The 24,861-nt window shown below is 62.8% G+C and carries 19 protein-coding genes; 5 read left to right on the top strand and 14 right to left on the bottom strand.

The window, feature by feature from the left end; translation table 11 throughout:
• Positions 1 to 511 precede the first annotated feature (511 nt).
• The 6 genes from X730_RS136460 to minC all read right to left on the bottom strand — a co-directional run bounded on the left by X730_RS136460 (position 512) and on the right by minC (position 4,353).
• Positions 512 to 1,093: a dihydrofolate reductase family protein gene (locus X730_RS136460; protein WP_031197482.1), complete on the bottom strand. Its 582-nt coding sequence runs from the start codon at positions 1,091 to 1,093 to the stop codon at positions 512 to 514.
• Between the two features lie 165 nt (positions 1,094 to 1,258).
• Positions 1,259 to 1,795 (bottom strand): SRPBCC family protein, encoded by a 537-nt coding sequence (locus X730_RS136465; protein WP_023743860.1) that lies wholly within the window; start codon positions 1,793 to 1,795, stop codon positions 1,259 to 1,261.
• Positions 1,792 to 2,223, bottom strand: a complete 432-nt coding sequence (locus tag X730_RS0135000; RefSeq protein WP_050588166.1) for a metalloregulator ArsR/SmtB family transcription factor — start codon at positions 2,221 to 2,223, stop codon at positions 1,792 to 1,794. The genes X730_RS136465 and X730_RS0135000 overlap by 4 nt, the downstream gene beginning before the upstream one ends.
• Positions 2,224 to 2,412: 189 nt before the next feature.
• Complete coding sequence (gene minE, locus X730_RS136470; RefSeq protein WP_023827703.1) at positions 2,413 to 2,661, bottom strand: cell division topological specificity factor MinE; 249 nt, start codon at positions 2,659 to 2,661, stop codon at positions 2,413 to 2,415.
• The gene (gene minD / locus X730_RS136475; RefSeq protein ID WP_023670342.1) at positions 2,658 to 3,473 is read right to left on the bottom strand and encodes a septum site-determining protein MinD; all 816 of its coding nucleotides are present in this window, start codon (positions 3,471 to 3,473) and stop codon (positions 2,658 to 2,660) included. Before minD ends, minE begins: the two co-directional genes overlap by 4 nt.
• Before the next feature lie 49 nt (positions 3,474 to 3,522).
• Positions 3,523 to 4,353 (bottom strand): septum site-determining protein MinC, encoded by an 831-nt coding sequence (gene minC / locus X730_RS136480; RefSeq protein ID WP_023695517.1) that lies wholly within the window; start codon positions 4,351 to 4,353, stop codon positions 3,523 to 3,525.
• 246 nt (positions 4,354 to 4,599) lie between these two features.
• Between minC and X730_RS136485 the strand changes: the two genes are divergently transcribed.
• Together X730_RS136485 and X730_RS0134995 are read left to right on the top strand one after the other, a co-directional pair.
• Positions 4,600 to 5,652, top strand: coding sequence for a hypothetical protein (locus X730_RS136485; RefSeq protein ID WP_023695518.1), 1,053 nt, complete (start codon positions 4,600 to 4,602; stop codon positions 5,650 to 5,652).
• A complete protein-coding gene (locus X730_RS0134995) occupies positions 5,652 to 7,610 on the top strand; it encodes a tripartite tricarboxylate transporter permease (protein ID WP_023695519.1) in 1,959 nt (652 codons plus the stop codon). Before X730_RS136485 ends, X730_RS0134995 begins: the two co-directional genes overlap by 1 nt.
• Before the next feature lie 8 nt (positions 7,611 to 7,618).
• Here X730_RS0134995 and X730_RS136490 read toward each other — a convergent pair whose 3' ends face one another.
• The 6 genes from X730_RS136490 to X730_RS136510 form a co-directional block, all read right to left on the bottom strand.
• Positions 7,619 to 8,560, bottom strand: coding sequence for a class I SAM-dependent methyltransferase (locus X730_RS136490; RefSeq protein WP_196814857.1), 942 nt, complete (start codon positions 8,558 to 8,560; stop codon positions 7,619 to 7,621).
• Positions 8,509 to 9,516: a hypothetical protein gene (locus X730_RS0134990; RefSeq protein WP_023827702.1), complete on the bottom strand. Its 1,008-nt coding sequence runs from the start codon at positions 9,514 to 9,516 to the stop codon at positions 8,509 to 8,511. Before X730_RS0134990 ends, X730_RS136490 begins: the two co-directional genes overlap by 52 nt.
• A 265-nt stretch (positions 9,517 to 9,781) precedes the next feature.
• The gene (locus X730_RS136495) at positions 9,782 to 10,099 is read right to left on the bottom strand and encodes a DUF2934 domain-containing protein (RefSeq protein ID WP_023754663.1); all 318 of its coding nucleotides are present in this window, start codon (positions 10,097 to 10,099) and stop codon (positions 9,782 to 9,784) included.
• 87 nt (positions 10,100 to 10,186) lie between these two features.
• Positions 10,187 to 10,771: a BA14K family protein gene (locus tag X730_RS136500; RefSeq protein ID WP_023827701.1), complete on the bottom strand. Its 585-nt coding sequence runs from the start codon at positions 10,769 to 10,771 to the stop codon at positions 10,187 to 10,189.
• 191 nt (positions 10,772 to 10,962) lie between these two features.
• Positions 10,963 to 14,772 (bottom strand): methionine synthase, encoded by a 3,810-nt coding sequence (gene metH, locus X730_RS136505; protein ID WP_023827700.1) that lies wholly within the window; start codon positions 14,770 to 14,772, stop codon positions 10,963 to 10,965.
• 151 nt (positions 14,773 to 14,923) lie between these two features.
• Positions 14,924 to 16,045, bottom strand: a complete 1,122-nt coding sequence (locus X730_RS136510; RefSeq protein WP_023827699.1) for a KamA family radical SAM protein — start codon at positions 16,043 to 16,045, stop codon at positions 14,924 to 14,926.
• A 201-nt stretch (positions 16,046 to 16,246) separates the two neighbouring features.
• On the opposite strand from X730_RS136510, the gene X730_RS136515 reads away from it, so the two are divergent.
• The 3 genes from X730_RS136515 (at position 16,247) to X730_RS136525 (ending at position 21,907) form a co-directional block, all read left to right on the top strand.
• Entirely contained in the window at positions 16,247 to 17,893 is a 1,647-nt protein-coding gene (locus X730_RS136515; protein WP_023827698.1) for an acyl-CoA synthetase, read from the top strand.
• Positions 17,894 to 18,129: 236 nt separating this feature from the next.
• Positions 18,130 to 19,023, top strand: a complete 894-nt coding sequence (locus tag X730_RS136520; RefSeq protein WP_023827697.1) for a hypothetical protein — start codon at positions 18,130 to 18,132, stop codon at positions 19,021 to 19,023.
• A 262-nt stretch (positions 19,024 to 19,285) separates the two neighbouring features.
• Positions 19,286 to 21,907 carry an EAL domain-containing protein gene (locus X730_RS136525; RefSeq protein WP_023827696.1) on the top strand — a complete coding sequence of 874 codons (2,622 nt, stop codon included), beginning with the start codon at positions 19,286 to 19,288 and terminating at the stop codon, positions 21,905 to 21,907.
• 45 nt (positions 21,908 to 21,952) lie between these two features.
• Here the strand turns inward: X730_RS136525 and X730_RS136530 are convergent, their stop codons facing one another.
• Both X730_RS136530 and X730_RS136535 read right to left on the bottom strand, forming a co-directional pair.
• Complete coding sequence (locus X730_RS136530; RefSeq protein ID WP_023827695.1) at positions 21,953 to 23,575, bottom strand: ABC-F family ATP-binding cassette domain-containing protein; 1,623 nt, start codon at positions 23,573 to 23,575, stop codon at positions 21,953 to 21,955.
• A 378-nt stretch (positions 23,576 to 23,953) separates the two neighbouring features.
• Positions 23,954 to 24,697, bottom strand: a complete 744-nt coding sequence (locus X730_RS136535) for a 2OG-Fe(II) oxygenase (protein ID WP_023754668.1) — start codon at positions 24,695 to 24,697, stop codon at positions 23,954 to 23,956.
• Between the last annotated feature and the right edge of the window lie 164 nt (positions 24,698 to 24,861).

Here is a 24,861-nt window from a genome sequence, read left to right as displayed (position 1 = left end):
GCGGACGCATAGGGGGAGAGAAGTGTCACCTATGTATCCGGTTCAAAGTGTTACCCATCTATCGGCTGGACACGAGCAAAGCTCGACGGAGTGGGGTCGACCGTCCATCACATCCGCCCGATTGCCTGCTTGCCGGAGGCGGCGACCGTGGGTTTCATGAGCGCCTTCCCCCACTCCGTCGCCGCTTCGCGGCGCCACCTCTCCCCCCTCCGGAGGGAGAGGAAAATGCCAGCTCGCATAAGCTCGCGCCCTTCCTCTCCCCCGTCGATCGGGGGAGAGGTGTCGAGCGAAGCTCGACGAAGTGGGGGTCGACCGTTCATCCGCCTGATTGCCTGCCTGCAGGCGTTTCGCCTCGCTTCCGTCGCTCCTGTCTTGCGGCGACCGTGGGTTTCATGAGCGCCTTCCCCCACTCCGTCGCGGCTTCGCGGCGCCACCCCTCCCCCCTCCGGAGGGAGAGGAAAATGCCAGCTCGCATAAGCTTGCGCCCTTCCTCGGGGGAGAGGAAAAGAAGCTAGCTCGCCAGCCCATACACCAGGCTCACACGTCCATCCGAAAGCGCCTCGGCCTTGCGCAGTTCCAGTCTGTGCCGGGCGTGCACCATGCCGAACAGCGCCTTGCCGTCGCCGGCGAGCAGCGGGTAGACGATGAGCCGCATTTCATCCACTAGCCCCGCCTGGATCAGGCTGGCGGTGATGCGGGCGCCGCCCATGAGATAGATGTTCTTGCCGGGCTCGCGCTTCAGCGCCGCGATGTCGTCGAGGCTGCGCAGGAAGCGCGTCGAGGCCCAGGCGGCCGAAGTCATGGTGTTCGACAGCACATAGTGCGGGGTTTTCGCGGCAAAGCGCGCCCATTCGAGTTCGGCCGGGTCGACCAGCCTGCCGGTCATCGGCAATGGCTGGTCCAGCTCGTTCTGTTGGATCGCGCTCCAGTAGCGCTCATAACCGGCATACATGATGCCGCCGAGCAGGCAGGCGTCGATCTCAGGCATCAGGCCGTATTCCTCCGACCAGTTGTCGACCCAGTCGGCAAAGCCTTCGGGGCCTTCGATCTTGCCGTCGATGGAGATCTTCATTCCGGTGATCAATTTACGCATGACTTCCTCCTTCGGGCTTGCGGGATGCAAGCACGTTGCCTGGTTTCATTTCCGCTGGCGCGCCGCGGTGTCTGGCGAAGGCGCGTGTTTCGCCGGCCCCTGCGCCGGCATCCGGCGCAAGGGATCGATGGTGCCCGGTTGGACCGGGCGATGCGTCAGGTCAGGTCAGGCCGGCAGGCGCCGGTCGTATTCCGCCACGATACGGCTAAAGCTGTCCCAGAACGGTTCGGGCTTCTCGGCCGCCACGCGGGCAACCAGGAGGTCGAGATGCACGTGCCAGCCTGCGGCATGCATCATCAGGCTCGAGCGGTCTGGCAGGCGGCGGTGGACCAGGGTGAGCAGAACGTCGTCGCCGCGCTGCGCCAATTCGAAGGTGACATTGCCGCTGCCGTTCCAGGTGATGGTGAGCTTGCGCGGCGGATCGCACTCGACAATCTGGTTGTGCATCCGCTGCTCGCCGCCACTGAAGCTGGCCGGCCTGTCGCCGGGCGGGTCGGTCAGTTCGTCATTGCGCCAGACCAGCTCGAAGGAAGAGCCTTCCTCCATCTCCATGTCGCCGGCCGCCAGCCATTTGCAGCGCAGATCGCTCTGCGTCAGATATTCCCAGACGCGCTCCCTGGTTCCGGGCAAAAGCCGTTCGATCCTCAAAGTGGCCGGCTGGATCAGCTGGGCGTAGCCGTCGAAGCTGTTCATCTGGTTCATCGGTCGTCTCCCTTGGAAGGTGTTGGCCTGGGTGATTCCGGCTTCGATGGTTCTGGATTTGCCGGTGCCGGCGTTGTCTGCGCTGCCGGCGTTTTGCGCCCCGCCTCCTCGCGCAAAAGCTGTTCGAGCACATCGAGGCGGCTGTTCCAGAAACGCGCGTATTGGCCGAGCCACTGATAGGCGGTGGCCAGCGGGCGGGCCTCGAGGCGGCAGACATGGGTGCGCCCGCGCACTTCGCGCCGGATCAGCCCGGCATGCTCCAGCGCCTTGATGTGCTTGGAGGCGGCGGCCAGCGACATGGCAAAGGGCTGCGCCAACTCGCTCACCGTACGCTCGCCGCCGGCGAGGTGGTTAAGCATGTTCCGGCGCGTGGCGTCGCCAAGGGCGTGAAAAACCTGGTCCATCTGGGGCGCCTCTAATTCAACCATGTAGTTGAATATAGAGGCGAGATTTTAGATAGTCAACTAGTTGGTTGAATGTTTTTTGGGGAGAGGCGCTGGCCCCCTACCTCCCCCTTGTGGGGAGGTCGGACCGTAGGTCCGGGCGGGGGTGCTTGGCGCAGGCGAGCGCGAGGAGCGCAATCTCCCCCCTCGTGGGGGAGATCAGCAGCTTCAATCTCACCCGGCCATGGCCAGCGGCACTGCGCTCTTGTTGGGGATCTGGATGTCGATCTCCAGCGTCGACATGGTCTCGCCGCGGTCCATCGAGACTTGCAGATAGTCCTGGTCGATCTGCACATGCTTGGCGATCACCGCCATGATCTCCTCGCGCAGGATGGAGACGAGATCGGGCTGNAGCAGCACTTGCAGCCGTTCGCGCGCCACCGGCGCGCTGGTGCGCCGCTTGAAGATGTCGAGCAGGTTCATGCCGCCCTCCTTCCCAAAAGACGATCGAGGAAGCCCTTTCGCTCGAAGGGCACGATGACCGGCAGCTGTTCGCCCTCGAGCCGCTTGGCCGCGTCGATGTAAGCCTTGGCGGCGGCATTGAGCGGCTCCGACAGCGTCACCGGCGAACCGAGGTTGGAGGCGCGCAGCACATCCTGGCTCTCGGGAATGATGCCGAGCAGCGGCACCGACAGGATCTCCAGCACATCGTCGATCGACAGCATTTCACCGCGCGCGGCGCGTCCCGCATCGTAGCGCGTGACCAGCACGTGCTTGGCGATCTGCTCGCCCTCCTCGGCGCGCAAGGTGCGGGAATCGAGCAGGCCGATGATGCGGTCGGAATCGCGCACCGACGACACTTCAGGATTGGTGACGATGACCGCCTCGTCGGCAAAGCGCATGGCGAGCTGCGCGCCGCGCTCGATGCCGGCCGGGCTGTCGCAGAAGACATAATCGAAGACCGAGCGCAGCTTGCCGATGACCTCGGCCACGCCCTCCTCGGTCAGCGCATCCTTGTCGCGCGTCTGCGAAGCCGGCAGCAGGAACAGCGTCTCGACCCGCTTGTCGCGGATCAGCGCCTGCGACAGCTTTGCCGAGCCCTGGATGACGTTGACGAGGTCGAACACCACGCGCCGTTCGGCGCCCATGATCAAATCGAGGTTGCGCAGGCCGACATCGAAATCGACCAGCGCCACTTTCTTGCCGGTCTTGGCGACCGCCGCCCCCAGAGCCGCGGTAGAGGTCGTCTTGCCGACGCCCCCCTTGCCCGAGGTGACCACCACTACCTTGCCCATCAATAAAGCCTCCGTTGTTGTTCGTTATGTCGTTGTCGGGCGAGACGCATTAGCTGAAAGGGGCGATGCGCAGCATGCCGTTTTCGAGAAATGCCTGCACAGGCTTGCCCCGGACTGACGGGTCCATCTCCTCGGCCGTGCAATACCAGCCATCGACCGAGAGAAGTTCGGCTTCGTTCCTGCGGCAGAAGACACGCGCCGCCGTGTTCCCTTGAGCGCCTGCCGAAGCGCGGCCGCGCAGCGTGCCATAGACGTGGATGGAACCAGTGGCGACGATCTCGGAGCCGGACGCGACGGAGCCCAGCACGATGACATCGCCATGCGGATGGAAGATCAGCTGCCCTGAACGGATCGGCGAGCGGATCATCAGCGTGCCAGCGTCGGGTGCGGCAATTTTGGCGTCTTTCGGCTGTGCCTTGGCATCGCTCGCCGGTTTCAAATCGCCCGCCTTCAAATCGCCGGCCTCTGCCTTGATGTCACCGGCCGCCTTCATGTCGCTTACCGCAGTGTCCTCCTCCGCCCTGCCCGCCTTGCGGCTCGGCTGCAGCAGCCCGTCGGTGGTCGCCTCCTTGGCGCCGACCAGCACCGGCGGCAGATGCGTGCCAAGCTCGGCGCCACCATCGAGTTCCATGGCATAGATGCGGATTCCGCGCTGGCCGAGCAGATCGACCAGCGCTTCGATGGCCACGACATCGGGCTTGAGCACGTTCAGGTCGAGCACCACCGGGCGCCCCGCAAAATATCCCGGCGAATTGCCGACCCAGCGATCGAGGCTCTCCAGCCAAACGTCCAAAGGCGCCTCGGGCGTCAGCGTGAAAGCCACGAAGGAGCGGGCGCGAAAGCGAATGGATTTGGCCTCGAGGGGAGCGGCAAAGGTCACGGCGGGCGATTCCTTACTGAGAGGTAAACGCTAGCGGTGGTATGGTTAATGAAAGGTTAATGGACTGAATAACCGCATGGCAGATCGCAAGAAATTTGAAGATCGGGGTAGACGCCGGTTGCGGACGCCAATTGGCCACACAGACCGCGACATTCACGAACCTAAGCGCGATTGCTAAGGAACAACGCTGGCGTTGCAAGGGCTTTCTAAAGTATCACCACTGGGTGAAATCTGGGGCTTGGCGAGATGAAGTTCTTTCGTGTGGCGTTGGCGGCAATCACCGCCGCGGCAATCTACCTGCCGTCCGCGGCAAGCGGCGGCGAGATCGCTTGCGCAACCACCTACGCCGGCCGGCGAATCACCCTCGTTGTCCCCAACGCTGCCGGCGGCGGCTATGATACCTATGCCCGTGCATTTGCGCCGGCCCTTGCCAGCACGACCGAGCTCAATGTCAGGGTCGTCAATATGCCTGCGGCAGGCGGATTTGCGGCGCTAAAGCGTGTAACCAATGCCCCGTCCGACGAACTGGTCCTTATGATTGAAAGCGTCTCAGACATAATTTCGCAAGGTGACATTCCGGCTGGCGTCGACAACTGGATGAATCGGCTAAATCCGATAGGACTGATTCACATCGATCCCGAAGCGTGGATTGTTCGGAACGATGTCGATTTGCAAAGCGCCAAACATCTGGTCGCGTCGGTTTCATCGCTTGAAGCCGGCATCCTGCCGATAGTGCTCACCGCGCACCTCCTCGATATCAAGGTCGACGTGGTCTCGGGCTATGAAGGCAGCGGCGCACTCATGTCCGCGCTCCTGCGTGGCGAAGGCGATATGACATCCAATTCATTGACGACAGGCTTGCGCTCGACCGCCGCAGGCGAAGCCAAAGTCGGTCTGGTTCTCACGGAGGGACCTGACCCGAACGCGCCAGGCGTGGCTTTCCTGGCGGGTGAAGGAGGGTTGGTGTGGCAGCGCAGCCAAGGCCTTTCCAAGGAGAAGCAGGAAGAACGATTGCGGTTGGCCATCGCCGTCGCGAAAGCTTCGGCGACAGCGCGGGGATTTTTTGCCCCTGCCGACATGGAGCAGAAATCGCTAGGTTGTCTTCGTGACGCCGTCTCCGCCGCGGTCAAGAGCGATGGGTTCAAGGTGGCGCTTGAAGCTCAGAAACGTCCAATCGAGCCGCGCGACGCTGACCAGACCGTCATCGTGATCAACGATATGCTCAGTGCCTTCCATGAGGCGGAAGCGTATCTGAAAAAACACCCGGAACTCGAGCGGGATGCGCGAGCAACGCGCTGATGACCGGATATTGGGCTGCCCTCGGCACTGGACTGGGCAATGTATTCTCCTGGCCGAACATACTGATCCCGGTGCTTGGCACCTTGGTTGCCATGGCTACGTCCTTTCTTCCAGGGATTGGCGGCGCCAGCCTTGCAACCCTTCTGCTGGTCGCAACCGTGCATTGGGATCCGGTATCGGTGTTGTTGCTGTTTGGCGCCCTGACCGGCGGCGCGACCTTCATGGGATCTATAACGGCTATCCTCTTCAACATACCGGGCAACGCGCCAAGCGCGGCAACCCTGCTCGACGGCCATCCGATGTCCAGGGCCGGCCTGCCTCGCACCGCGATAGCCGCCGCGGCAACGGCCTCGGCCGTCGGATCGGTTTTTGGCGTCCTCGTCCTCATAGCGCTCATGCCGATCATTCGGCCGTTCATCCTGCAATTCGGACCGTTTGAATACGTGCTGCTCGGCGTGTGGGGCCTGTCGACGATCATTGCGGTTCCAAGCGCGTCCCGTCTGAAAGCGCTGGCGATGGCGCTGCTGGGGCTTTTGGTCGGTCTTGTCGGAACTGATCCGACCTATGGCCAACCACGCTGGACGTTTGGGAGCATCGCTCTCTTCGACGGCGTCGACATGGTCGCGCTGCTGCTTGGCTTTTTCACCGTTTCTGAAATCATCTCGTGGCGAAAAAGATTGCAGCTTGAAAAAGCGGCTGGCCTGGAAAACCCGAACGACTCGATCTGGACCGGTATGCTTGCTGTCTTTCGTCATTGGGGACTAACAATGCGATCGTCGGCCATCGGCGTGTTGGTCGGCATCATTCCAGGTGTTGGAGGAACGGTCGCCAGCTTCGTTGCCTACGGGCAGGCGATCCAGACAACCCCCAGGGACCAGCGCTCAAGGTTCGGATCTGGTGACATCAGGGGCATCATTGCGCCGGAAGCGGCCGTCGATTCGAAGGACGGAGGCTCGCTTCTGCCGACCGTTGCCTTCGGCCTTCCCGGCAGCGAGGGCGGCTTGATCCTGCTGACAGTCCTGACGGTACACGGCATCGTTCCGGGCATACCGATGCTGACGACCGGCTTGCCCCTGACGTTCACGTTGATTACCGCGCTGCTGCTGTCGAACCTGCTGACGTCCGCAGTGGGATTGGCGTTGACACCATATTTTGCGCGCCTGACTGCTCTCAGGATCGACCGCATCGCGCTCCCGATCATTGTCGTCAGCTTCGTGACGATCGTGCAGCTAAACGGGCTGCTGATCGATCTGTACGTAGCCGTCGCTTTCGGGCTGGCCGGCTACATGCTGAAGCGCCTCGCCTGGCCGCAAATTCCTTTTGTCATATCATTCGTCCTGGGCGGCTTCATCGAGCGAAACCTGGCGCTCAGTGTGGAGTTGGCCCGTGTCGGCAGGCTGAACCCTCTACAACGGCCGGCGTCGTTGACGATCATGGTCATAATCGCGCTTTCCCTCGCATGGATCGTGCGCGGTGGTGTTTTGCCGCCGCGACGTGTCAAGCCAAAGCGTGCCGATGCCGCAGTCGCATGGCTGTTGACCGGTGGATGCGCTGTGATGGCAGCGATATCGCTCCAAGGGCAGCCAGGCTATTCGATCTTCGCGCAGGCCGTGGCCTGGTGTTGTCTGTTTGCGATGCTCGCGGTCGCCCTTGTGCAAACGATCTCGCTTGTTGGCCACGAGAAACAGGGAGGCGGACGGACCCATACGATCCCGGAAAGCCATCGTGTGCCGTTGATGATGATGCTCCTGTTGCCGGCCGCTGTCTGGCTGGCGGGCCTCCCGGCGGCGCTATCCCTGTTTACCCTGATATGGATTGCAGCCGGTCAGAAGCTGACCTTGAAGTCGGCGGCACTGGCATCTTGCACCTCGGTTGCGGTCGCAGTGGCGACCTGGTTTTATCTAGATCGGATAGCGGCTATCGACCTTCCCGCTTCTGCGATGTCGCACTTGTTCTAGTGGTCGGGCTACATCCTGACGGCGACGATTTCGTATCTTGGAATTGTCTGGACGCTGTCGGCAGCGGCAAGCGGGGAAACGCTTTTCCCGGTATGATGCTGCTCCGAGCCGACAATCGTCAGATTGGATTGCTTCAGCATATCCGCAAGGTCTGAATATGTAGTGCGATCTTCATGCAGCGGTTCACCCCAGAGCGCTTCGACGGCCGTCTTCAGCTCCGCCACGGCAGCGGCAGGAAAATGCGCCGCGACGGCGGCCTTCTCGATGGTCGAAAGCCTTCGGCCGATTTCAGCGATGCCGCGAGGCCCCCTCGGCTGGTCTTTTTCCGATAGCAACCTCTGGGAGAGAAGCAGGCGTCCGCCAGGCTTGAGACTACGCGCCCAACTGTCGACCACCTGCTGGCGTGCGCTGCGGTCGAAGAAATTAAGAACGCTATGCGCGACAACTGCCTGCACCGGCGCACAGTCGCAACCGCGAATGTCGGCGCGGTGGGTCTCGAGCGCAAAACCGGCGGAGCGGGCAAACAGCCTGTTCTGTTCGACCGTCGTTTCACAGCGATCGATCAGCACAAATTCGGGCTCGATGCCGACCGGCCTCGTTTGGCCCAGAACCATTGCCGCCAGGCCGGTGTCGGCCGCGCCCGACAGGAGAATGCGACAGCGGCCCTCCTGGGCCACGGCAGCCAATTCACGTCCAAAGAACCCCCCGCCGGCCGGCTTGGCACCTTTCGATTCCAGCAGGCGGATCATGCTCCACGTGCGATGGTAGGGCATACACCCATGGCTCGGGTCACACAGCACCTCAGCCCAATCAAACGAAAAACGGGCAAGTTGCGTGAGTGGTTCGTCGGTGTAAATCGAGAGCCGTTGTCCTGCCGGTGGGCTTTCTCGCGGGCCGTTCATTGCGATTGCATCTTCCTTCGCCGGGCCATTCTTGTTCTCCAAAGCCATCTCACCGGCCATATCCAGCGGCCCGACTGAATGAATTGGTAAGATCCGGCTGAAGGCAGGAAGTCGATTCTCCCGGTGCCGGAACTGTCGATTCCCTCGAATGCAACTTTCAACGCCGCGATAATGTGGCCACGTCGTTCCTCACGGGCGGCTGCGCCACCTTTGAACTTCGGAAAAGTCGGATTGGGGTTGACCTCGAATATCACCAATGCGCCGTCTCGCAACGTGTAGTCCACGCGGCCGAACTGGATATGGCCCGTATTGCAGGCGCGAAGCAGGTCCTCAGCGTGCGGATTGTCCTTTACGAAGGCGAGTTCCTCGCGCACGAAATCCGGGTCGGTGCTGCTTGCCGATGACTTAACGTTCCAGTCGACGGACCTAAGTATGTGCTGGGACACAATCGCGTCCCCAATGCGGAATGCGCCATACTTTCGATAGTAGCCGTTCGAATCGCGATCGGCTTCAAAGGAGACGGCGATGCGCCGCTTCATCGGCTTGGCGTTGCCCTGGAGAACGGCGATCGCCTCTTCAAGTTGGCGTGGGTTTTCCAGAAGCTTGGTTTCCGGCCCCCAGAAGCCATCTTCCATCCGGATAAAAACAGGGTAACGGGTTGGTCGCTCATCCTGCTCCAGACGCGATACTTCGACCGGGTTGATTCCTCTAATACGAAGCCGGCGGAGCAGGGCGAACCGCTCCAGGACAGTCGCGGGATGGTTTAGAATTCGAGCATCAGGGTCGGCGCGCTTTGCGGCTTCGGCAATATCCGCCGCCGCCATCATTTCCATGCCATTCAGATACTCAAAATCAGTAAAAACCAAGGTACCCGCGGGAAAGTTCAGTCGGCGGAAGACTGACTGATAGGTTTCCATGCGCAAAAGCGGCAACAAGTGCCCTGCCGACGAAATCAGCCGCCGCATCGGCGTCTGATTCAACTCGTGCACCAACACTGTGATCATCGTTGCTCGCCACCCCGTCTCGACGTCGTATAGAGAAAGTGGCGAGAGTGTCTACAGGCACGCTGGTGCCGCGAAGTGGTTGGCACTTCGTATCGCAGCATCTGGGCTGCTTCGCCGGCATCGGCACCGTCCGCTTACGGATGTTGCTATGGCCAGCACGGATCAATTTAGGCGCAAAGCTGTCAGAGAATGACGGCCTCTGTCGCGACTGCCAAAGTGATAAGTGTCAACAAGACCACTCTGAAAGATCGTCCTGGGCCTCTGATCAGGACGTCGCCCGCCTCTTCCCCTCAATCCCCCGCGCAGCCTGCTCAACCACCGCCCGGTCCGTGCCCAGCCTGTCGATCAGCTCCTGCGCCTCGTCGCCCGATATGCCGGTGCGCACGGCGAGTTCCTCGACGGTCAGGACGTCGGTGCTGGCGATCTCGCGCGGCAGGGCGTCGTCGGCCGTCAGCGGCAGGGCTGCTTCGCGGTCGATTTCGGCCTCGGCCCGGTGCCAGTGGTGCTCGGGGTCGCCAGTGCCTTCGCGCTCCCAGATCTGGTAGGCGCGCTGCTGTATCTTGTGATGGCGGTCGTCTTCCATGGTGGTTCCTCCCCTGGGCTTTGAGGACGATCCGGACGATCCCAGAAATCGCGCGGTCGCAATCGTTGGCGGCGCCCTTCGCGCTGGCTACTCGCATTGCCGTCTCGGCCCGCCGGAGTATGGCTGGTAGCTGTTGTCTTCCGGACGGTACGAGCGATAGCGGCTGAAGCAGGAGGCGACATGGTCCGGTTCGCCGCCGGCAGCCGCGTAGGCGCCCGCGCCCTCGACATAGCTTGCCTCTCGCGGCGCGGCGCGGTCGGCGGCGAGATAGGGCGAGACGCAGGTGCGCTGCTGTCCGCTATAGGACATGTAGCTGTTGTCGTCGGGATCGTAGGAGCGGTAGCGGCTGGCGCACCAGGCGAGATGTGGCGGCGGCAGTTCGCCCGGCGCGATGGCGCCGGTGACGGTGGGATCGGGCTGCTGGTTGGCCGGGTTCGCCTTCTTGGTGGCGATGTCGGCAGGCGCGGACTGCTCGGGTGGCACACGTTCGAAGTCCTGCGCCGTCTTGTCCACCGGCCGCGCTTTCCGGGTCCACAGTTCCGCCACGCTGACGGTGGGCCTTGCTTCGCGCGCGGGCTTGGCGGCAAGCAGCCAGGCTGCGAAGACCAGCCCGCTGCCGAACACTGCAAGGGTCAGTACGAAGCCGCCGACCAGTCCCAAAATCGCTTTCACTCGACACTCCTTGTGTCCCTGTCAATAAATGCGGGACATCAAGGCTTGTTCCAGAAAAGCAGGCGCGAGGGACCTAAGTCTGACAGACCGACATACCGGCAGTTCGCCGAGAACCGGGTGCGGCGAGATTTTTTTCGACGGCGGAAATCAAGGGAGCGGTCGAGCAGCCATTGGGCAAGATCACGTCCCGGCTATTCCGCCGCCTCGGCATAAGCCACGGGCACATAGTTGAGGATCGGCCCAAGCCAGCGCTCGGCATCGGCCAGCGGCATGGCTTTACGCCGCGCATAGTCCTCGACCTGGTCGCGTTCGACCTTGGCGACACCGAAATAATAGCTTTCGGGATGGGCGAGATAGATGCCGGAGACCGAGGAGCCCGGCCACATCGCATAGCTCTCGGTCAGGCTGACGCCGGCATTGCGCTCGCCGTCGAGCAGCCGGAACAAGGTCGCCTTCTCGGTATGATCGGGCTGCGCGGGATAGCCGGGCGCCGGGCGGATGCCGCGATAAGGCTCGCCGACCAGTTCGTCGGGCGCCAGCGTCTCGTCTGATGCATAGCCCCAGAATTCCTTGCGCACCTTCTCGTGCATGCGCTCGGCGAACGCTTCGGCGAAACGATCGGCCAGCGCCTTGACCATGATCGAGGAATAATCGTCATTGGCGCGCTCGAAGCGCTCTGATATCGCCACCTCCTCGATCCCCGCGGTGACGATGAAGCCGCCGATATAATCCGGCTTGCCTATGTCCTGAGGCGCGACGAAATCCGACAGCGCGACATTAGCCTTGCCGTCGCGCTTGGGCAGTTGCTGGCGCAGCGTGAAGAAGGTTGCCAGTTCCTGCGAGCGTGCCTCATCCGTGAACAGCCTGATGTCGTCGCCGACGGTGTTCGCCGGCCAGAAGCCGATGACGGCGCGCGGCGCGAACCATTTTTCCGCGATGATCTTTTTCAGCATCGCCTGCGCATCCTCGAAAAGCTGGCGCGCGGCGGCTCCCTGCTTCTCGTCGTCGAGGATCTTGGGGTAACGCCCCTTCAGTTCCCAAGTCTGGAAGAACGGCGTCCAGTCGATGTAGCGCGCGAGCTCCGTCAGGTCCCAGTTGCCGAAAACCTTGACGCCGGTGAAGGACGGCTTCGGCGGCTCATAGGTCGACCAGTCGACCTTGTGCGCATTGGCCCTGGCCTTGGCCAGCGGCAGCCGCTGCTTGTCGGCCTCGGAGCGGGCATGCGCGTCGGCGACCTTTTTGTACTCGGCCCGCACTGTGTCGACGTAGCCGCCCTTGGTCTCGTTCGACAGCAAGGATGACACGACGCCGACGGCGCGGCTGGCGTCATTGACATAGACCGTCTGTCCCTTGGAATAGCGCGGGTGGATCTTCACCGCCGTGTGCACGCGGCTGGTCGTGGCGCCGCCGATCAGCAGCGGAATGTCAAACCCTTCACGCTCCATCTCGGCGGCCATGTGCACCATCTCGTCCAGCGACGGGGTGATCAGGCCGGACAGGCCGATGATGTCGACATTTTGCTCGCGAGCCGTCTGCAGGATCTTCGCCGCCGGCACCATGACGCCGAGATCGATGATCTCGTAATTGTTGCAGGCCAGAACGACGCCGACGATGTTCTTGCCGATGTCGTGGACATCGCCCTTTACAGTCGCCATCAGGATTTTTCCCGCTGTCTGGCGCTCGCCATTGTCGATGCCATTGGCGGCGTTGGCCAGTTTTTCGGCCTCCATGTGCGGCAGCAATCCGGCCACCGCCTGCTTCATCACGCGCGCCGACTTCACCACTTGCGGCAGAAACATCTTTCCAGCGCCGAACAGATCGCCGACGACATTCATGCCGGCCATCAGCGGGCCTTCGATGACATGCAGAGGCCGCTCGGCCGCAAGCCGCGCCTCTTCGGTGTCGGCGTCGATGAATTCGGTGATGCCGTTGACCAGCGCATGCGAAATCCGCCGCTCGACCGTCCAGTCGCGCCAGGCGAGATCGCGCTCCCTGGCTTCCTTGCCGGCGGTGCCCTTGAAGCGCTCGGCGATCTCCAGCATGCGTTCGGTGGCGGTGCCGCCGGCCCTGGGCGCGCGGTTGAGCACGACGTCCTCGCACGCTTCGCGCAGTCCCGGTTCGATCGTGTCGTAGACGGCAAGCTGGCCGGCATTGACGATGCCCATATCCATGCCGCGCTGGATGGCATGGTAGAGGAACACCGCGTGCATCGCCTCGCGCACCGGCTCGTTGCCGCGGAAGGAGAAGGACAGGTTCGAGACGCCGCCCGAGATATGCACATGCGGCAGCGTGGCGGTGATCTCGCCGGCGGCCTCGATGAAGTCGACGCCGTAATTGTCGTGCTCCTCGATGCCGGTGGCGACCGCGAAGACATTGGGGTCGAAGACGATGTCTTCGGGCGGGAAACCGGCCTGTTCGGTGAGCAGATTGTAGGCGCGGGTGCAGATCTCGACCTTGCGCGCCTTGGTGTCGGCCTGACCGGCCTCGTCGAAGGCCATGACGACCACCGCCGCGCCGTAGGCGCGCACCAGCTTCGCATGATGCAGAAAGGCTTCCTCGCCTTCCTTCATCGAGATGGAGTTGACCAGTGGCTTGCCCTGCACGCATTTCAGCCCGGCCTCGATGATCTCCCATTTCGAGGAGTCGACCATCACCGGAACACGGGCGATGTCGGGTTCGGCGGCGATCAAATTGAGGAACTCGACCATCGCCTTTTTCGAATCGATCAGGCCTTCATCCATGTTGATGTCGATGATCTGTGCGCCATTGGCGACCTGGTCGCGCGCCACGTCGAGCGCCGGGACATAGTCGCCCGCCGTGATCAGCTTTCGGAACTTGGCCGAGCCGGTGACGTTGGTGCGTTCGCCGACATTGACGAAGGGAATCTCATCAGTCAGCGTGAACGGCTCCAGCCCAGACAGGCGCATCTTGCGCTCGACCTCGGGGATGGCGCGTGGCGGATATTTCTTGACAGCCTCGGCGATGGCGCGGATGTGGTCCGGCGTCGAGCCACAGCAGCCGCCGACGACATTGACCAGCCCTTCGCGCGCGAAATCCTCGATCTGCGCGGCCATGAAGTCCGGGCTCTCGTCGTATCTGCCGAATTCATTGGGCAGGCCGGCATTCGGATAGGCGCAGACGAAGGTGTCGGCAGCGCCTGAAATTTCGGCCAGATGCGCGCGCATCGCATTGGCGCCGAGCGCGCAGTTGAGGCCGATGGTGAAGGGGCTCGCATGGCGAACCGAATGCCAGAAGGCGGTTGGCGTCTGGCCCGACAGGGTGCGGCCGGAGAGATCGGTGATGGTGCCGGAAATCATCACCGGCAGGTGCACGCCCTTTTCGATGAATATCTCGTTGCAGGCGAAGATCGCCGCCTTGGCGTTCAACGTGTCGAAGATAGTTTCGATCAGGATGATGTCGGCGCCACCGTCGACCAGTCCGCGCAACTGCTCGCCATAGGCCAGGCGCAGATCGTCGAAGGTCACGGCGCGATAGCCGGGATTGTTGACGTCGGGCGACATCGAGGCGGTGCGGTTGGTCGGCCCGAGCGCGCCGGCGACGAAACGGCGCTTGCCATCTTCCTGCTCGGCGCGAATGGCGGCGCGCCGCACCAGCCGCGCGCCGTCGCGGTTCAGCGCGTAGACCGCATCCTCCATGCCGTAATCGGCCTGAGCGATCGAGGTCGAGGAGAAGGTGTTGGTCTCGAGGATATCGGCGCCAGCGATGGCGTATTGATAATGGATCTCCTCGATCGCCTTCGGCTGCGTCAGGATCAAGAGGTCGTTGTTGCCCTGCTGGTGGCAGGCGCAGCCGGCAAAAGCCTCGCCGCGGAAATGCTCTTCGTCGAAGCCGAGACCCTGGATTTGCGTGCCCATGGCGCCGTCGAGGATGAGGATGCGCTCGCGTGCCGCTGCCGTCAGCGCCGCAAGCACTTCGGACCCATCGGGTCTGGCCGCGACGGGGCCGAACAATGCGTCCAGCGATGCAGAATTCTGCGACATTTTTTATCCTTGAGGCGACAACCATCACATAAGGATATCTTTATGTCAACATACGGAATGCAAGCGAACGCGTCGTGGCGATAGTTCGGTGCGATCGGTCATCCCGATCGACAATGTGACGGCGGCGGTCATTGGCGCCGCTGCGCCGTGCCTACACCACCACGTCCCGATATACCCTCACCTCGCCATCCTGGCCGCGGATGCGCCAATCCTGCCCTTCCCGCCCCTCCACATGGCATGGCCCGAGCGGCACCTTGCCGCCGCCTTCCGGCAGGTCCAGCACATAGATCGGATTGCAGATGCCCGACAGGCGGGCGCGCAGCGCGCCGGCCAGCGCCTGTCCCTGCGCAATCGTGGTGCGCCTGTGCGCCATGCCGCGCGCGAGGTCGCCATGGTGCAGGTAATAGGGTTTGACGCCGAGCCGGTACATCAGTTCGCGGCAGAGTTCCTCCAGCACCTCGACCGTGTCGTTGACGCCCTTGAGCAGGACGCTCTGGTTGAGCAGCACGAAGCCTGCCTGGCGCATGGCGCGGCAGGCCAATTCGGTGGCCGGCGTGATCTCCCGCGCATGGTTGAAATGGGTGACGACGGTGACCATCAGCCGGCCCTGCAAGGCGCCAACCAGCCCCGGCGTGATGCGCGCGGGCAGTACGACAGGCACGCGCGTGTGGATACGCAGCAGCCTGACATGCGCGATCGCCTCGATGCGGGCGCGGATTTCGGCCAGCGCCTTGTCCGGCAGCGACAGCGGATCGCCGCCGGTCAGGATCACTTCGCGGATTTCGGTATGGGCTTCGATATAGGCAAAGGCGTCTTCGAGCGCCTCGCGCGTGTAGCCGCGGCCGATCGAGGTCAGAGACTCCTTGCGGAAGCAGAAGCGGCAATAGACCGCGCATTGGTAGGTCGCAAACAACAGCACGCGGTCGGCGTGGCGGTGCGTCAGTCGCGGCACCGGACTGAAGGCATGGTCGGCGATCGGATCGTCGAGCTCGCCTTCCGTTTCGGTCAGCTCATCCGGCGATGGAATGATTTGCGCGCGGATCGGGTCGGCGGGATCGTTCCAGTCGATCAGGTCGAGATAAGTTTTGGGGGCACGCACCTTGTGGTGTACGGCCGCCTCCTGCGCCGCCGCGCGCTCGGCGGGTGACAGCGGCAGCGAGGCGAGATCGCGGACGTGGCGCACGCCCGCGCGGATGTCGTTTTGCCAGGCGGTGTCGGCATCGCGTCCTTCGTCGGCGATGGCCGCGTCATCGAAAGTTGAGTCTGGGGTCATTGGGGCCTCGGGGCAATTCTGGCGGTGCTATCGGCCGGATGGATGGTTCGGTCAACAGCAGTGGCTCGGCGCGGATTGTCGCTGCGCTGCGGTCCTTCGCATCCCCCGACTATCGCCGTAATCGACCAGCGCAGCAATTTCAGGCAATCTGACCGATAAGGCGCTCCAAGGGGAGATGGGCGCCGCTTAGGGAGGACCGCGATGAGCAAAATGCCGCGCTATGAGGATGCCGCTCAGCGCTTTCGCATCGAAGATGAGATCGCCCGGTTGTATGGCAACCCTGGAACCGGCATCAATGCCTATGTCGAATGCTGCGGCCGCTACACCGGAGAAGACCGGCTGGCGCTGCGCGCGATCTCGGCCGGCGGCGAGCTTCGCGAATTCAGCTTCGACGATCTCGCCGACATGTCCGGGCGCGCCGCCAATGTGCTCAAGGCCGCCGGCGTCGGTGCCGGCGATGTCGTCGCCGGCATGCTGCCGCGCGTCCCCGAACTGGTGGCGCTGATCCTCGGGACGTGGCGCATCGGCGCGGTCTACCAGCCGCTGTTCACCGCCTTCGGTCCGAAAGCCATCGAGCACCGCCTCGGCTATAGCGGCGCCAGGATCGTGGTGACCAACCCGGCCAATCGCGGCAAGCTCGACGAGGTCGAGACATCAGCGCAAATCGCCACCATTCTTGGCAATGGCGATGTGCTACCTGCAGGCGACATCGATTTCCGCGCCGCGCTTGCCGCCGCCTCGCCCGAGTGCCAGCCGGTGATGCGCAAGGGCGACGATTTGTTCATGATGATGTCGACGTCGGGAACGACCGGCCTGCCCAAGGGCGTCCCGGTGCCGCTCCGCGCCCTGCTCGCCTTCGGCGCCTATATGCGTGACGCGATCGGCTTGCTGCCCGACGACATCTTCTGGAATATCGCCGATCCCGGCTGGGCCTACGGCCTCTATTACGCCATCACCGGCCCGTTGCAGCTCGGCATCGCCACGACCTTCCATGAAGGCGCCTTCAACGCCAAGAGCACTTACGACATCATCGAGCGGCTCGGCGTCACCAGCCTTGCCGGCTCGCCGACCGCCTATCGCCTGCTGATGGCGGAAGGCGCGGAAGCTGCGGCCCGTGTCAAAGGCAGACTGCGCGTGGTGAGCAGCGCCGGCGAGCCGCTCAACCCGGAAGTCATCCGCTGGTTCGACGCAAATCTCGCCGCGCCCATTCACGACCATTACGGCCAGACCGAGAACGGCATGATGGTCAACAACCATCATGGGCTCTCGCATGTCGTGCGCGCGGGCTCGGCCGGCTTCGCCATGCCCGGATATCGCATGGTGGTACTGGACGAGGCCGGCAACGAGCTCGGCCCCAACCAGCCCGGCATCCTCGCCGTCGACATCGCGAAGTCGCCGCTGCGCTGGTTCGACGGCTATCACCAAGCCGAGACGCCGGCGACCACGGGCGGCTACTACCGCACCGGCGACACGGTGGAGTACGAGCCGGACGGTTCGGTTTCCTTCATCGGCCGCGCCGACGATGTCATCACCTCGGCCGGTTATCGCATCGGCCCGTTCGACGTCGAAAGCGCGTTGATCGAGCATCCGGCGGTCAACGAGGCGGCTGTCGTCGGCGTGCCCGATCCGCAGCGCACCGAGATCGTCAAGGCCTTCGTCGTTCTGGCGCCGGCTTACAAGGGCAATTCGGAGCTCGCCGAAGAGCTGGCCCAGCACGTCAAGAAACGGCTGTCGGCGCACGCCTACCCGCGCGAGGTCGAGTTCATCACGGAACTGCCGAAGACCCCAAGCGGCAAGATCCAGCGCTTCCTGCTGAGGAAGGCGGAGGTGGAGAAGCGCAAGGCGTGATTAGGCGCCAATCTCCCCCCTCGAGGGGGAGATGTCGCCGAAGGCGACAGAGGGGGTCGTTGCGCGTGAAGCGCTAACGTCGTCTCGCGCTGCAAAAGGAGTCAGCGCTTCAAGCGCAACGACGCCTCTGGCCTGCCGGCCATCTCCTTCCTCAAGGGGGCAGCTCCAACGCCGTCTTTTTTCAGCCCAATGTTGTCATGTATCCTTGGAATCGAACGTAGAGCAGGGTTTATATCATGCGGTGGGTCTGGACGTTTCTGTTTGCGCTGGTGAGCAGCGTGGCTTTCACGGCCTCGCCGGAGGACGACTATGTGGCCGCGCGTGACAAGGCGATTGCTGATATCGCGGCGCTGAACAGTGCGAACGCGGCAATCGAGACCATCGACGCTGAGAACGAGAAGGCGCTGGCCGACCTCCAGCAGCGTCTTGCCGGCATTATCGGGCCGCTGGCGGTCAAGGACTTTCCGCCAACCGGCACAATCAATATCGAAAGCCTCAGCGACTCCGATATCGGCTATGGCATGCTCGATGGGCTGCGATACACCAAGGGCGACGACGGCCCCAGCCTGGTGGCAACGACGCGAGGGCTGCTGGAGCGCTGGCTCCAGTCCAGAACCGCCGAGACCGACGAAAGTTTCAAACTGCCCGCCGGCATCGATGAGGCGCTTAAGCTGGATGCCTTCTATACCCAGGCGATCAACAGCGACGCCGCCTTCGAGGGAACGCTCGACTTTCCATTGAAGAAACCCGAAGGCGCCGACATCGCCTTCGCACGGCTCGGCGGCTGGACGCAGGACGTCGGGCCGATCTATGAGCAGGAAGTCATCGTTACGCTCGTCAAAGGCAACAGCGTGAGAATTATCGCAGCGCCGGCAGCCCCTGCCGTTCCGAAGATCGCCGCCTGCGACGCCGTGTGGGCTGCTGCGGACGCCGCCGCGCAGAAATTCCAGGAGGCCTACCAGGCATCGGACCTGAAGGACGAAAAAGCGTTCGAGTCCTCCAACGCCGCCTGGGACAAGGGCGACAGCGACTACCGGGCCTGCATGGCGCAGCGCCTGCCGGCTGACCCGGCTTTCCCGGCGCTGCTCGCCCAGGCGCAGGCGCTGGCCGATCAAATGGCTGGGAAGTAAGCCTCCCGCAAGGGCCCGCGCGGCAAGATCAGGCGGCTTGTTGCAATCTGAGGCGAATATGACTTCGCCGCTGGGTTGCAGAACGCTGCAACCTGGCGTCCTACTTTCGGACACTCATTCAGATTTCGGCTGGACCCTGGCAGCCAAAAGCTTACCGTTTGTTCTCGGATTCGTCTCGAAGCTCAAACTTAAGCTTTAGCTACTATGGTCGACCGAAGGACTACTGTCCTGGAAAGGTCTTCGGATCGAGTTGGCAGGTGCAATGCTCAATTCCGGCCGGTTGAAACGGGCCGTTTTTTCTTCCGCCAACTTGCCGGCGGCGATTGCCTTTGTCGTGCTTCTCGTCTGCGCCCTGGTTGCCGACCAGAGGAACAGAGAGGTCTCCGATCAGCTGGCGCGCGCCGACGTCCTGGCCAAGGTCAACATCATACGCGCCAAGCTCGAAGGCAACATAGGCGGCAATCTCCAGCTGGTTCAGGGTCTCGTTTCGACAATCGTTACCGAGCCCTATATGGGCCAGCAAAGATTTGCGGCACTCGCCCGTAATCTGTTCGAGCAAAAATCGCAGTTGCGCGATATTGCCGGCGCCCCCGACCTCGTCATCGCGCTGATGTATCCGCTGGAAGGCAATGAAAAAGCCATCGGGCTGGACTACCGCAAGAGCGATACGCAACGCATGGCCGCGCTTCGCGCCCGTGACCAGCGCGCGCTGGTGCTCGCCGGGCCGGTCAAACTGGCGCAAGGCGGACGTGGCTTCATCGGCCGTATCCCGGTCTTCGTGCCGACGGCGGGTGGCGGCGACCGTTTCTGGGGTATCGTCTCGGCCGTGATCGATGTCGATCGGCTCTACGCTGCCAGCGGACTGACCGACCCTGATCTGGATATCGATGTGGCGCTTATCGGCAAGGATGCGCTCGGCGGCGGCGGGGAACTGTTCTTCGGCGGCGATAATGTCGTGTCCGGCAATCCGGTGATGGCGGAGGTGCAATTGCCTTCAGGCTCCTGGCAAATTTCAGCCATACCGAAGGGCGGCTGGCCGACCGCTCCGAAAAATGAGTGGCTGTTGCGTCTGCTCATGGCGCTTGCCGGCGCGCTGGTGGTGCTGCCGATCCTCGTGGCAGGACGTCTTTTCGGTGAGCGGCAGAAAAGTGACGCCGAGTTGAGGCGCCTGTCCCGGCGGCTGGAGCTGGCGTTGGAAGCCTCTGCTATAGGCGTGTGGGAGCACGATACCGTCAGCAACGAACTCGTATGGGACGACCGCATCAACGAAATCTATGGCAAACCCGGCGGCGGCAAGACCCGTAGCTATGACGACTGGGCGCTGGCGATCCATCCCCAAGACTTCGAACGGGCTAAAGCAGATTTCGATTCGGCTGTTGCAACACAAGGCCCCTACTCTTCGCAGTATCGGCTCCTGCGGCCGGACGGCACCATTCGCCATGTGCGCACCCGCGCCAGTTTCTTCCGGGACATCGACGGCACGCCAAAAATGATCGGCGCCGAATGGGATGTGACAGGCGACGTGCTGCTCAACGAGAATCTCGTGCGTGAACGTCGCCTTTCAGAATCGAAAAATGCCGAACTGAACCTGGCCAAAGCCCGCATCGAGCATGTCGCGATGCATGATTCGCTGACCGGTCTGCCCAACCGTCGGTATCTGGACGAGATGCTTGCCGAAAACCGCGAAGCCGACGGCCGTGCGGCGTTGCTGCATCTCGACCTTGACCGGTTCAAGCAGATCAACGACACGCTCGGCCATGCAGCGGGCGATGCATTGCTGGTGCATGCTTCGAAAGTCATCAAGGCCAGCGTCGGCAGTGCCGATTTCGTTGCGCGCATCGGCGGCGACGAGTTTGTCGTGCTGAGCCATGGACGCGACGACAAGGAACTCGCCGCGCTGGCCGACCACATTATCGATGCGATGCGCCAGCCGGTCGACTATCTGGGTCACCAGTGCCGGTTCGGCGTCAGCATCGGCATTGCGGCCAATAGCGGCGTCGATGCAAGGCAGTTGCTTGTCAATGCCGATCTGGCGCTGTACCGGGCGAAAGGCCGCGGCCGCAACCGCTACGAGTTTTTCAACGAAGAGCTGCAGAGCGAGATCGTGCGGACCAAGCAGACCGCCGACGAGATTCTGGGCGGGCTCGAGCGGAACGAATTCATCGTCTACTATCAGCCGCAGTTCGACGCCAAGACGCTGGAGATCGTCGGCGTCGAGGCGCTGTCGCGTTGGGATCACCCGCAACGCGGCATGCTGACCCCCGACGCCTACATCAAGGTGGCTGAAGAACTCAATGTCGTGGCGCTTATCGACCGCACCGTCCTGGAGCAGGCGCTCGATAATTTCGAGCGTTGGTCGCGCAGCCACCTCAACATCCCGCGCGTCTCGGTCAACGTTTCCGCACGGCGCCTGGAAGACAGGGACCTGATCAAGGGTTTGCGCAAGCTTCCCATCAAGGAAGGGACCGTGTCGTTCGAACTGGTGGAGTCGATTTTCCTCGACGAAAACGACGAGCTGGTCAGCTGGAACATCGAACACATCAAGGGGCTCGGCATCGACGTCGAGATCGACGATTTCGGCACCGGGCATGCCTCGATCGTCTCGCTGTTGAAGTTGCGGCCCCGTCGCCTCAAGATCGACCGCCAACTGGTCACCCCCATCACCAGCTCAACCGCACAGCGGCAGCTTGTGTCGTCCATCATCGACATCGGCAAGTCGCTCGGGATCGAAGTGATCGCCGAGGGCGTCGAGACGATGGAGCACGCGCGCATCCTGAAAGAGCTTGGCTGCGACATCTTGCAAGGCTTCCTGTTCGGCTACCCGATGGACGCCAAAGCCTTCAAGGCCTTCGCGCAGTCGCGCAAATGGCTGGCGGCGAGCTGACAAATCCTGGCTTTGCTCGACGCAAATGCGGACGCAGGACCTGCGTCAGGTCCGCAGCCCCGGCGCCTCGTGCCCGGTCCTCTCCACATATTCGGTATAGCCGCCGCCATAGGTGTGGATGCCTTCGGGCGTCAGTTCCAGCACGCGGTTGGAGAGTGCGGCCAGGAAATGGCGGTCGTGCGAGACGAACAGCATGGTGCCTTCGTACTGCGACAGCGCCGTGATCAGCATCTCCTTCGTCGCGATGTCGAGGTGGTTGGTCGGCTCGTCGAGCACCAGAAGATTGGGCGGGTCGAACAGCATCAACGCCATCACCAGGCGCGCCTTTTCGCCGCCCGACAGCACCCGGCATTTCTTCTCGATCTCGTCGCCGGAAAAGCCGAAGCAGCCGGCGAGTGCCCTGAGCGGCGCCTGGCCGGCTTGCGGAAACGCGTCCTCCAGCGTCTGGAACACGGTGCGTTCGCCCTCCAGCACCTCCATGGCGTGCTGGGCGAAATAGCCCATTTTCACGCTCGGCCCCCGCGCGACCGTGCCGGTGTCGGGATCGGAAGCGCCTGCCACCAGCTTCAGCAGTGTCGACTTGCCGGCGCCGTTGACGCCCATGATGCACCAGCGCTCGCGGCGGCGGACCTGGAAATCCAGCCCCTCATAGATCGAGCGACTGCCATATCCCTTGTGGACGTTCTTCAGCGTCACGACATCCTCGCCGCAGCGCGGCGCCGGCTGAAAATCGAAATTCACGATCTGGCGGCGCTTGGGCGGCTCGACACGATCGATCTTGTCGAGCTTCTTCACCCGGCTCTGCACCTGGGCGGCGTGTGACGCCCGCGCCTTGAAGCGCTCGATAAAAGCGATCTCCTTGGCCAGCATGGCCTGCTGGCGCTCGAACTGCGCCTGCTGCTGCTTGTCGGCGATCGCCCGCTGCTGCTGGTAGAATTCGTAATTGCCGGAATAGGCGGTGAGCGAACCGGCGTCGATCTCGACCACCTTGTTGACGATGCGGTTCATGAACTCGCGGTCGTGCGAGGTCATCAGCAGCGCGCCCTCATAACCCTTCAGGAACTGCTCCAGCCAGATCAGGCTTTCGAGATCGAGATGGTTCGACGGTTCGTCGAGCAGCATGACATCGGGCCGCATCAACAGGATGCGGGCCAGCGCCACGCGCATCTTCCAGCCGCCGGACAGTTTGCCGACATCGCCGTCCATCATTTCCTGGCTGAAGCCCAGGCCGTCCAGCACTTCGCGGGCGCGGCCATCGAGCGCATAGCCGTCGAGTTCCTCGAAACGGTGCTGCGCCTCGCCATATTTCTCGATGATCTCATCCATCCGGTCGGCCTGCTCGGGATCGGCCATGGCCGCCTCGAGTTCGGCCATTTCGGCCGCCACGTCGCTGACCGGCCCGGCGCCGTTCATCACTTCGGCCACAGCACTGTGGCCGGCCATGTCGCCGACATCCTGGCTGAAATAGCCGATGGTGACGCCGCGATCGACCTGCACCTGGCCCTCGTCGGGCTGCTCCTGGCCGGTAATCATGCGAAACAAAGTCGTCTTGCCGGCGCCGTTCGGACCGACAAGGCCGATCTTCTCGCCCTTCTGTAGCGAGGCCGAGGCCTCGATGAAGACAAGCTGGCGGCCGTTCTGTTTGCTGATGCTTTCAAGACGGATCATGCGACTGGAAGAACCTTGGAGGATTTTCCCCGGCCCTTACGCGATCGGCCGCGCCAGAGGAAGCGCCCATTTGACGCCGCGCGCAAAAGCCGCTGCGGTCCGCACCTCCAGAATGCAAAACAGCCCGCCGCGCGATTTTGCGCAACGGGCTGTTTTTGAACCAGCTTCTGTACTCAGTTCGGTGCGGGCACTTCCGCTTCTATTGACGGCACCTGCTGGGCGGCGAGCGAGGCGAGCTTGCCCCGTCTGACGAGTGTCGGCTTCTCATAGGATCGTTTCATAAATGCCCCTCTCTTACACAAGCGGAGACTGTTCCGCCGAACTCGCCATGTCAATAAGCAGCGGTAGTGAGGTGCTTTGGCTGTGTCCGACGAATTGTCACTTCGCGTCGTGGAAAATGATCCCCACTGTATGCCGCCTGCCGGAGCGCAGGCGGCTGACGCCGTGCCTGAGGTTGACGCGGTAATGGCCTTTCGTGCCTTGCACCGGGCGGTTGTGGACAGCAAAGATCACCGCATCGCCCCGGGTCAGCGGCACCACTTCGGCACGGCTTTGCATGCGCGGGCGCTGTTCGGTCAGGACGAATTCGCCGCCGGTGAAATCCTCGCCGGGCTGCGACAACAGGATCGCCACCTGCAGGGGAAAAGCGAGATCGCCATAGAGGTCCTGATGGAGGCAGTTGAAGTCGCCGGGGCCATATTGCAGGAGAAGCGGCGTCGGCCGCGTTTGGCCGCTTTCGTGGCAAAGCTGGAGGAAGGCGGCGTGGTCATCGGGATAGCGCCGTGCAACGCCCATGCGTTCGTTCCAGTCGTTGGCGACGCCGGCGAGCCTGGGATAGAGCGCGGTGCGCAGGCCACCGACCAGATCCGGCAGCGGATAGCGGAAATAGCGGTACTCGCCCTTGCCGAAGCCATGGCGGGCCATCACCACATGGCTGCGGAAATGGTCCTCATGCGGATAGAGACCGGCGATCTCGGTGCACTCCTCGGGTGAAAGCAGCGCCGGCATGACGGTGCTGCCGTGGCTGTTCAGTTCGCCGATCAGAGCACTCCAGTCCTGCGCTGCGATGCGCGCTTCGGCCGAATGGGCTGCGCGTTTGGTGCTTGTCGAATGGATGGTCATGGATGCCTCCTTTGATGTGATCAAAGTGGGGCGAACGGCGGGCGTGAACCACCCGATTCCTGCGGAGGTGAAGCGCGATCTTGTCCAGCCGATAGATGGGTAACACTTTGAACCGGATACATAGGTGACACTTCTCTCCCCCTATGTGTCCGCCGCAGCGCCAA

The organism is Mesorhizobium sp. L103C131B0, assembly GCF_000502275.1.
Classification (GTDB): Bacteria; Pseudomonadota; Alphaproteobacteria; order Rhizobiales; family Rhizobiaceae; genus Mesorhizobium.
This window is presented reverse-complemented; position numbering and strand designations above follow the sequence as displayed.

Coding starts and splice junctions, on each gene's coding strand:
- X730_RS136460 (WP_031197482.1), bottom strand. CDS start 1,093: ATGCGTAAATTGATCACCGGAATGAAGATCTCCATCGACGGCAAGATC.
- X730_RS136465 (WP_023743860.1), bottom strand. CDS start 1,795: ATGAACCAGATGAACAGCTTCGACGGCTACGCCCAGCTGATCCAGCCG.
- X730_RS0135000 (WP_050588166.1), bottom strand. CDS start 2,223: ATGGTTGAATTAGAGGCGCCCCAGATGGACCAGGTTTTTCACGCCCTT.
- minD (WP_023670342.1), bottom strand. CDS start 3,473: ATGGGCAAGGTAGTGGTGGTCACCTCGGGCAAGGGGGGCGTCGGCAAG.
- X730_RS136485 (WP_023695518.1), top strand. CDS start 4,600: ATGAAGTTCTTTCGTGTGGCGTTGGCGGCAATCACCGCCGCGGCAATC.
- X730_RS0134995 (WP_023695519.1), top strand. CDS start 5,652: ATGACCGGATATTGGGCTGCCCTCGGCACTGGACTGGGCAATGTATTC.
- X730_RS136490 (WP_196814857.1), bottom strand. CDS start 8,560: ATGGCTTTGGAGAACAAGAATGGCCCGGCGAAGGAAGATGCAATCGCA.
- X730_RS0134990 (WP_023827702.1), bottom strand. CDS start 9,516: ATGATCACAGTGTTGGTGCACGAGTTGAATCAGACGCCGATGCGGCGG.
- X730_RS136495 (WP_023754663.1), bottom strand. CDS start 10,099: ATGGAAGACGACCGCCATCACAAGATACAGCAGCGCGCCTACCAGATC.
- metH (WP_023827700.1), bottom strand. CDS start 14,772: ATGTCGCAGAATTCTGCATCGCTGGACGCATTGTTCGGCCCCGTCGCG.
- X730_RS136510 (WP_023827699.1), bottom strand. CDS start 16,045: ATGACCCCAGACTCAACTTTCGATGACGCGGCCATCGCCGACGAAGGA.
- X730_RS136515 (WP_023827698.1), top strand. CDS start 16,247: ATGAGCAAAATGCCGCGCTATGAGGATGCCGCTCAGCGCTTTCGCATC.
- X730_RS136520 (WP_023827697.1), top strand. CDS start 18,130: ATGCGGTGGGTCTGGACGTTTCTGTTTGCGCTGGTGAGCAGCGTGGCT.
- X730_RS136525 (WP_023827696.1), top strand. CDS start 19,286: ATGCTCAATTCCGGCCGGTTGAAACGGGCCGTTTTTTCTTCCGCCAAC.
- X730_RS136530 (WP_023827695.1), bottom strand. CDS start 23,575: ATGATCCGTCTTGAAAGCATCAGCAAACAGAACGGCCGCCAGCTTGTC.
- X730_RS136535 (WP_023754668.1), bottom strand. CDS start 24,697: ATGACCATCCATTCGACAAGCACCAAACGCGCAGCCCATTCGGCCGAA.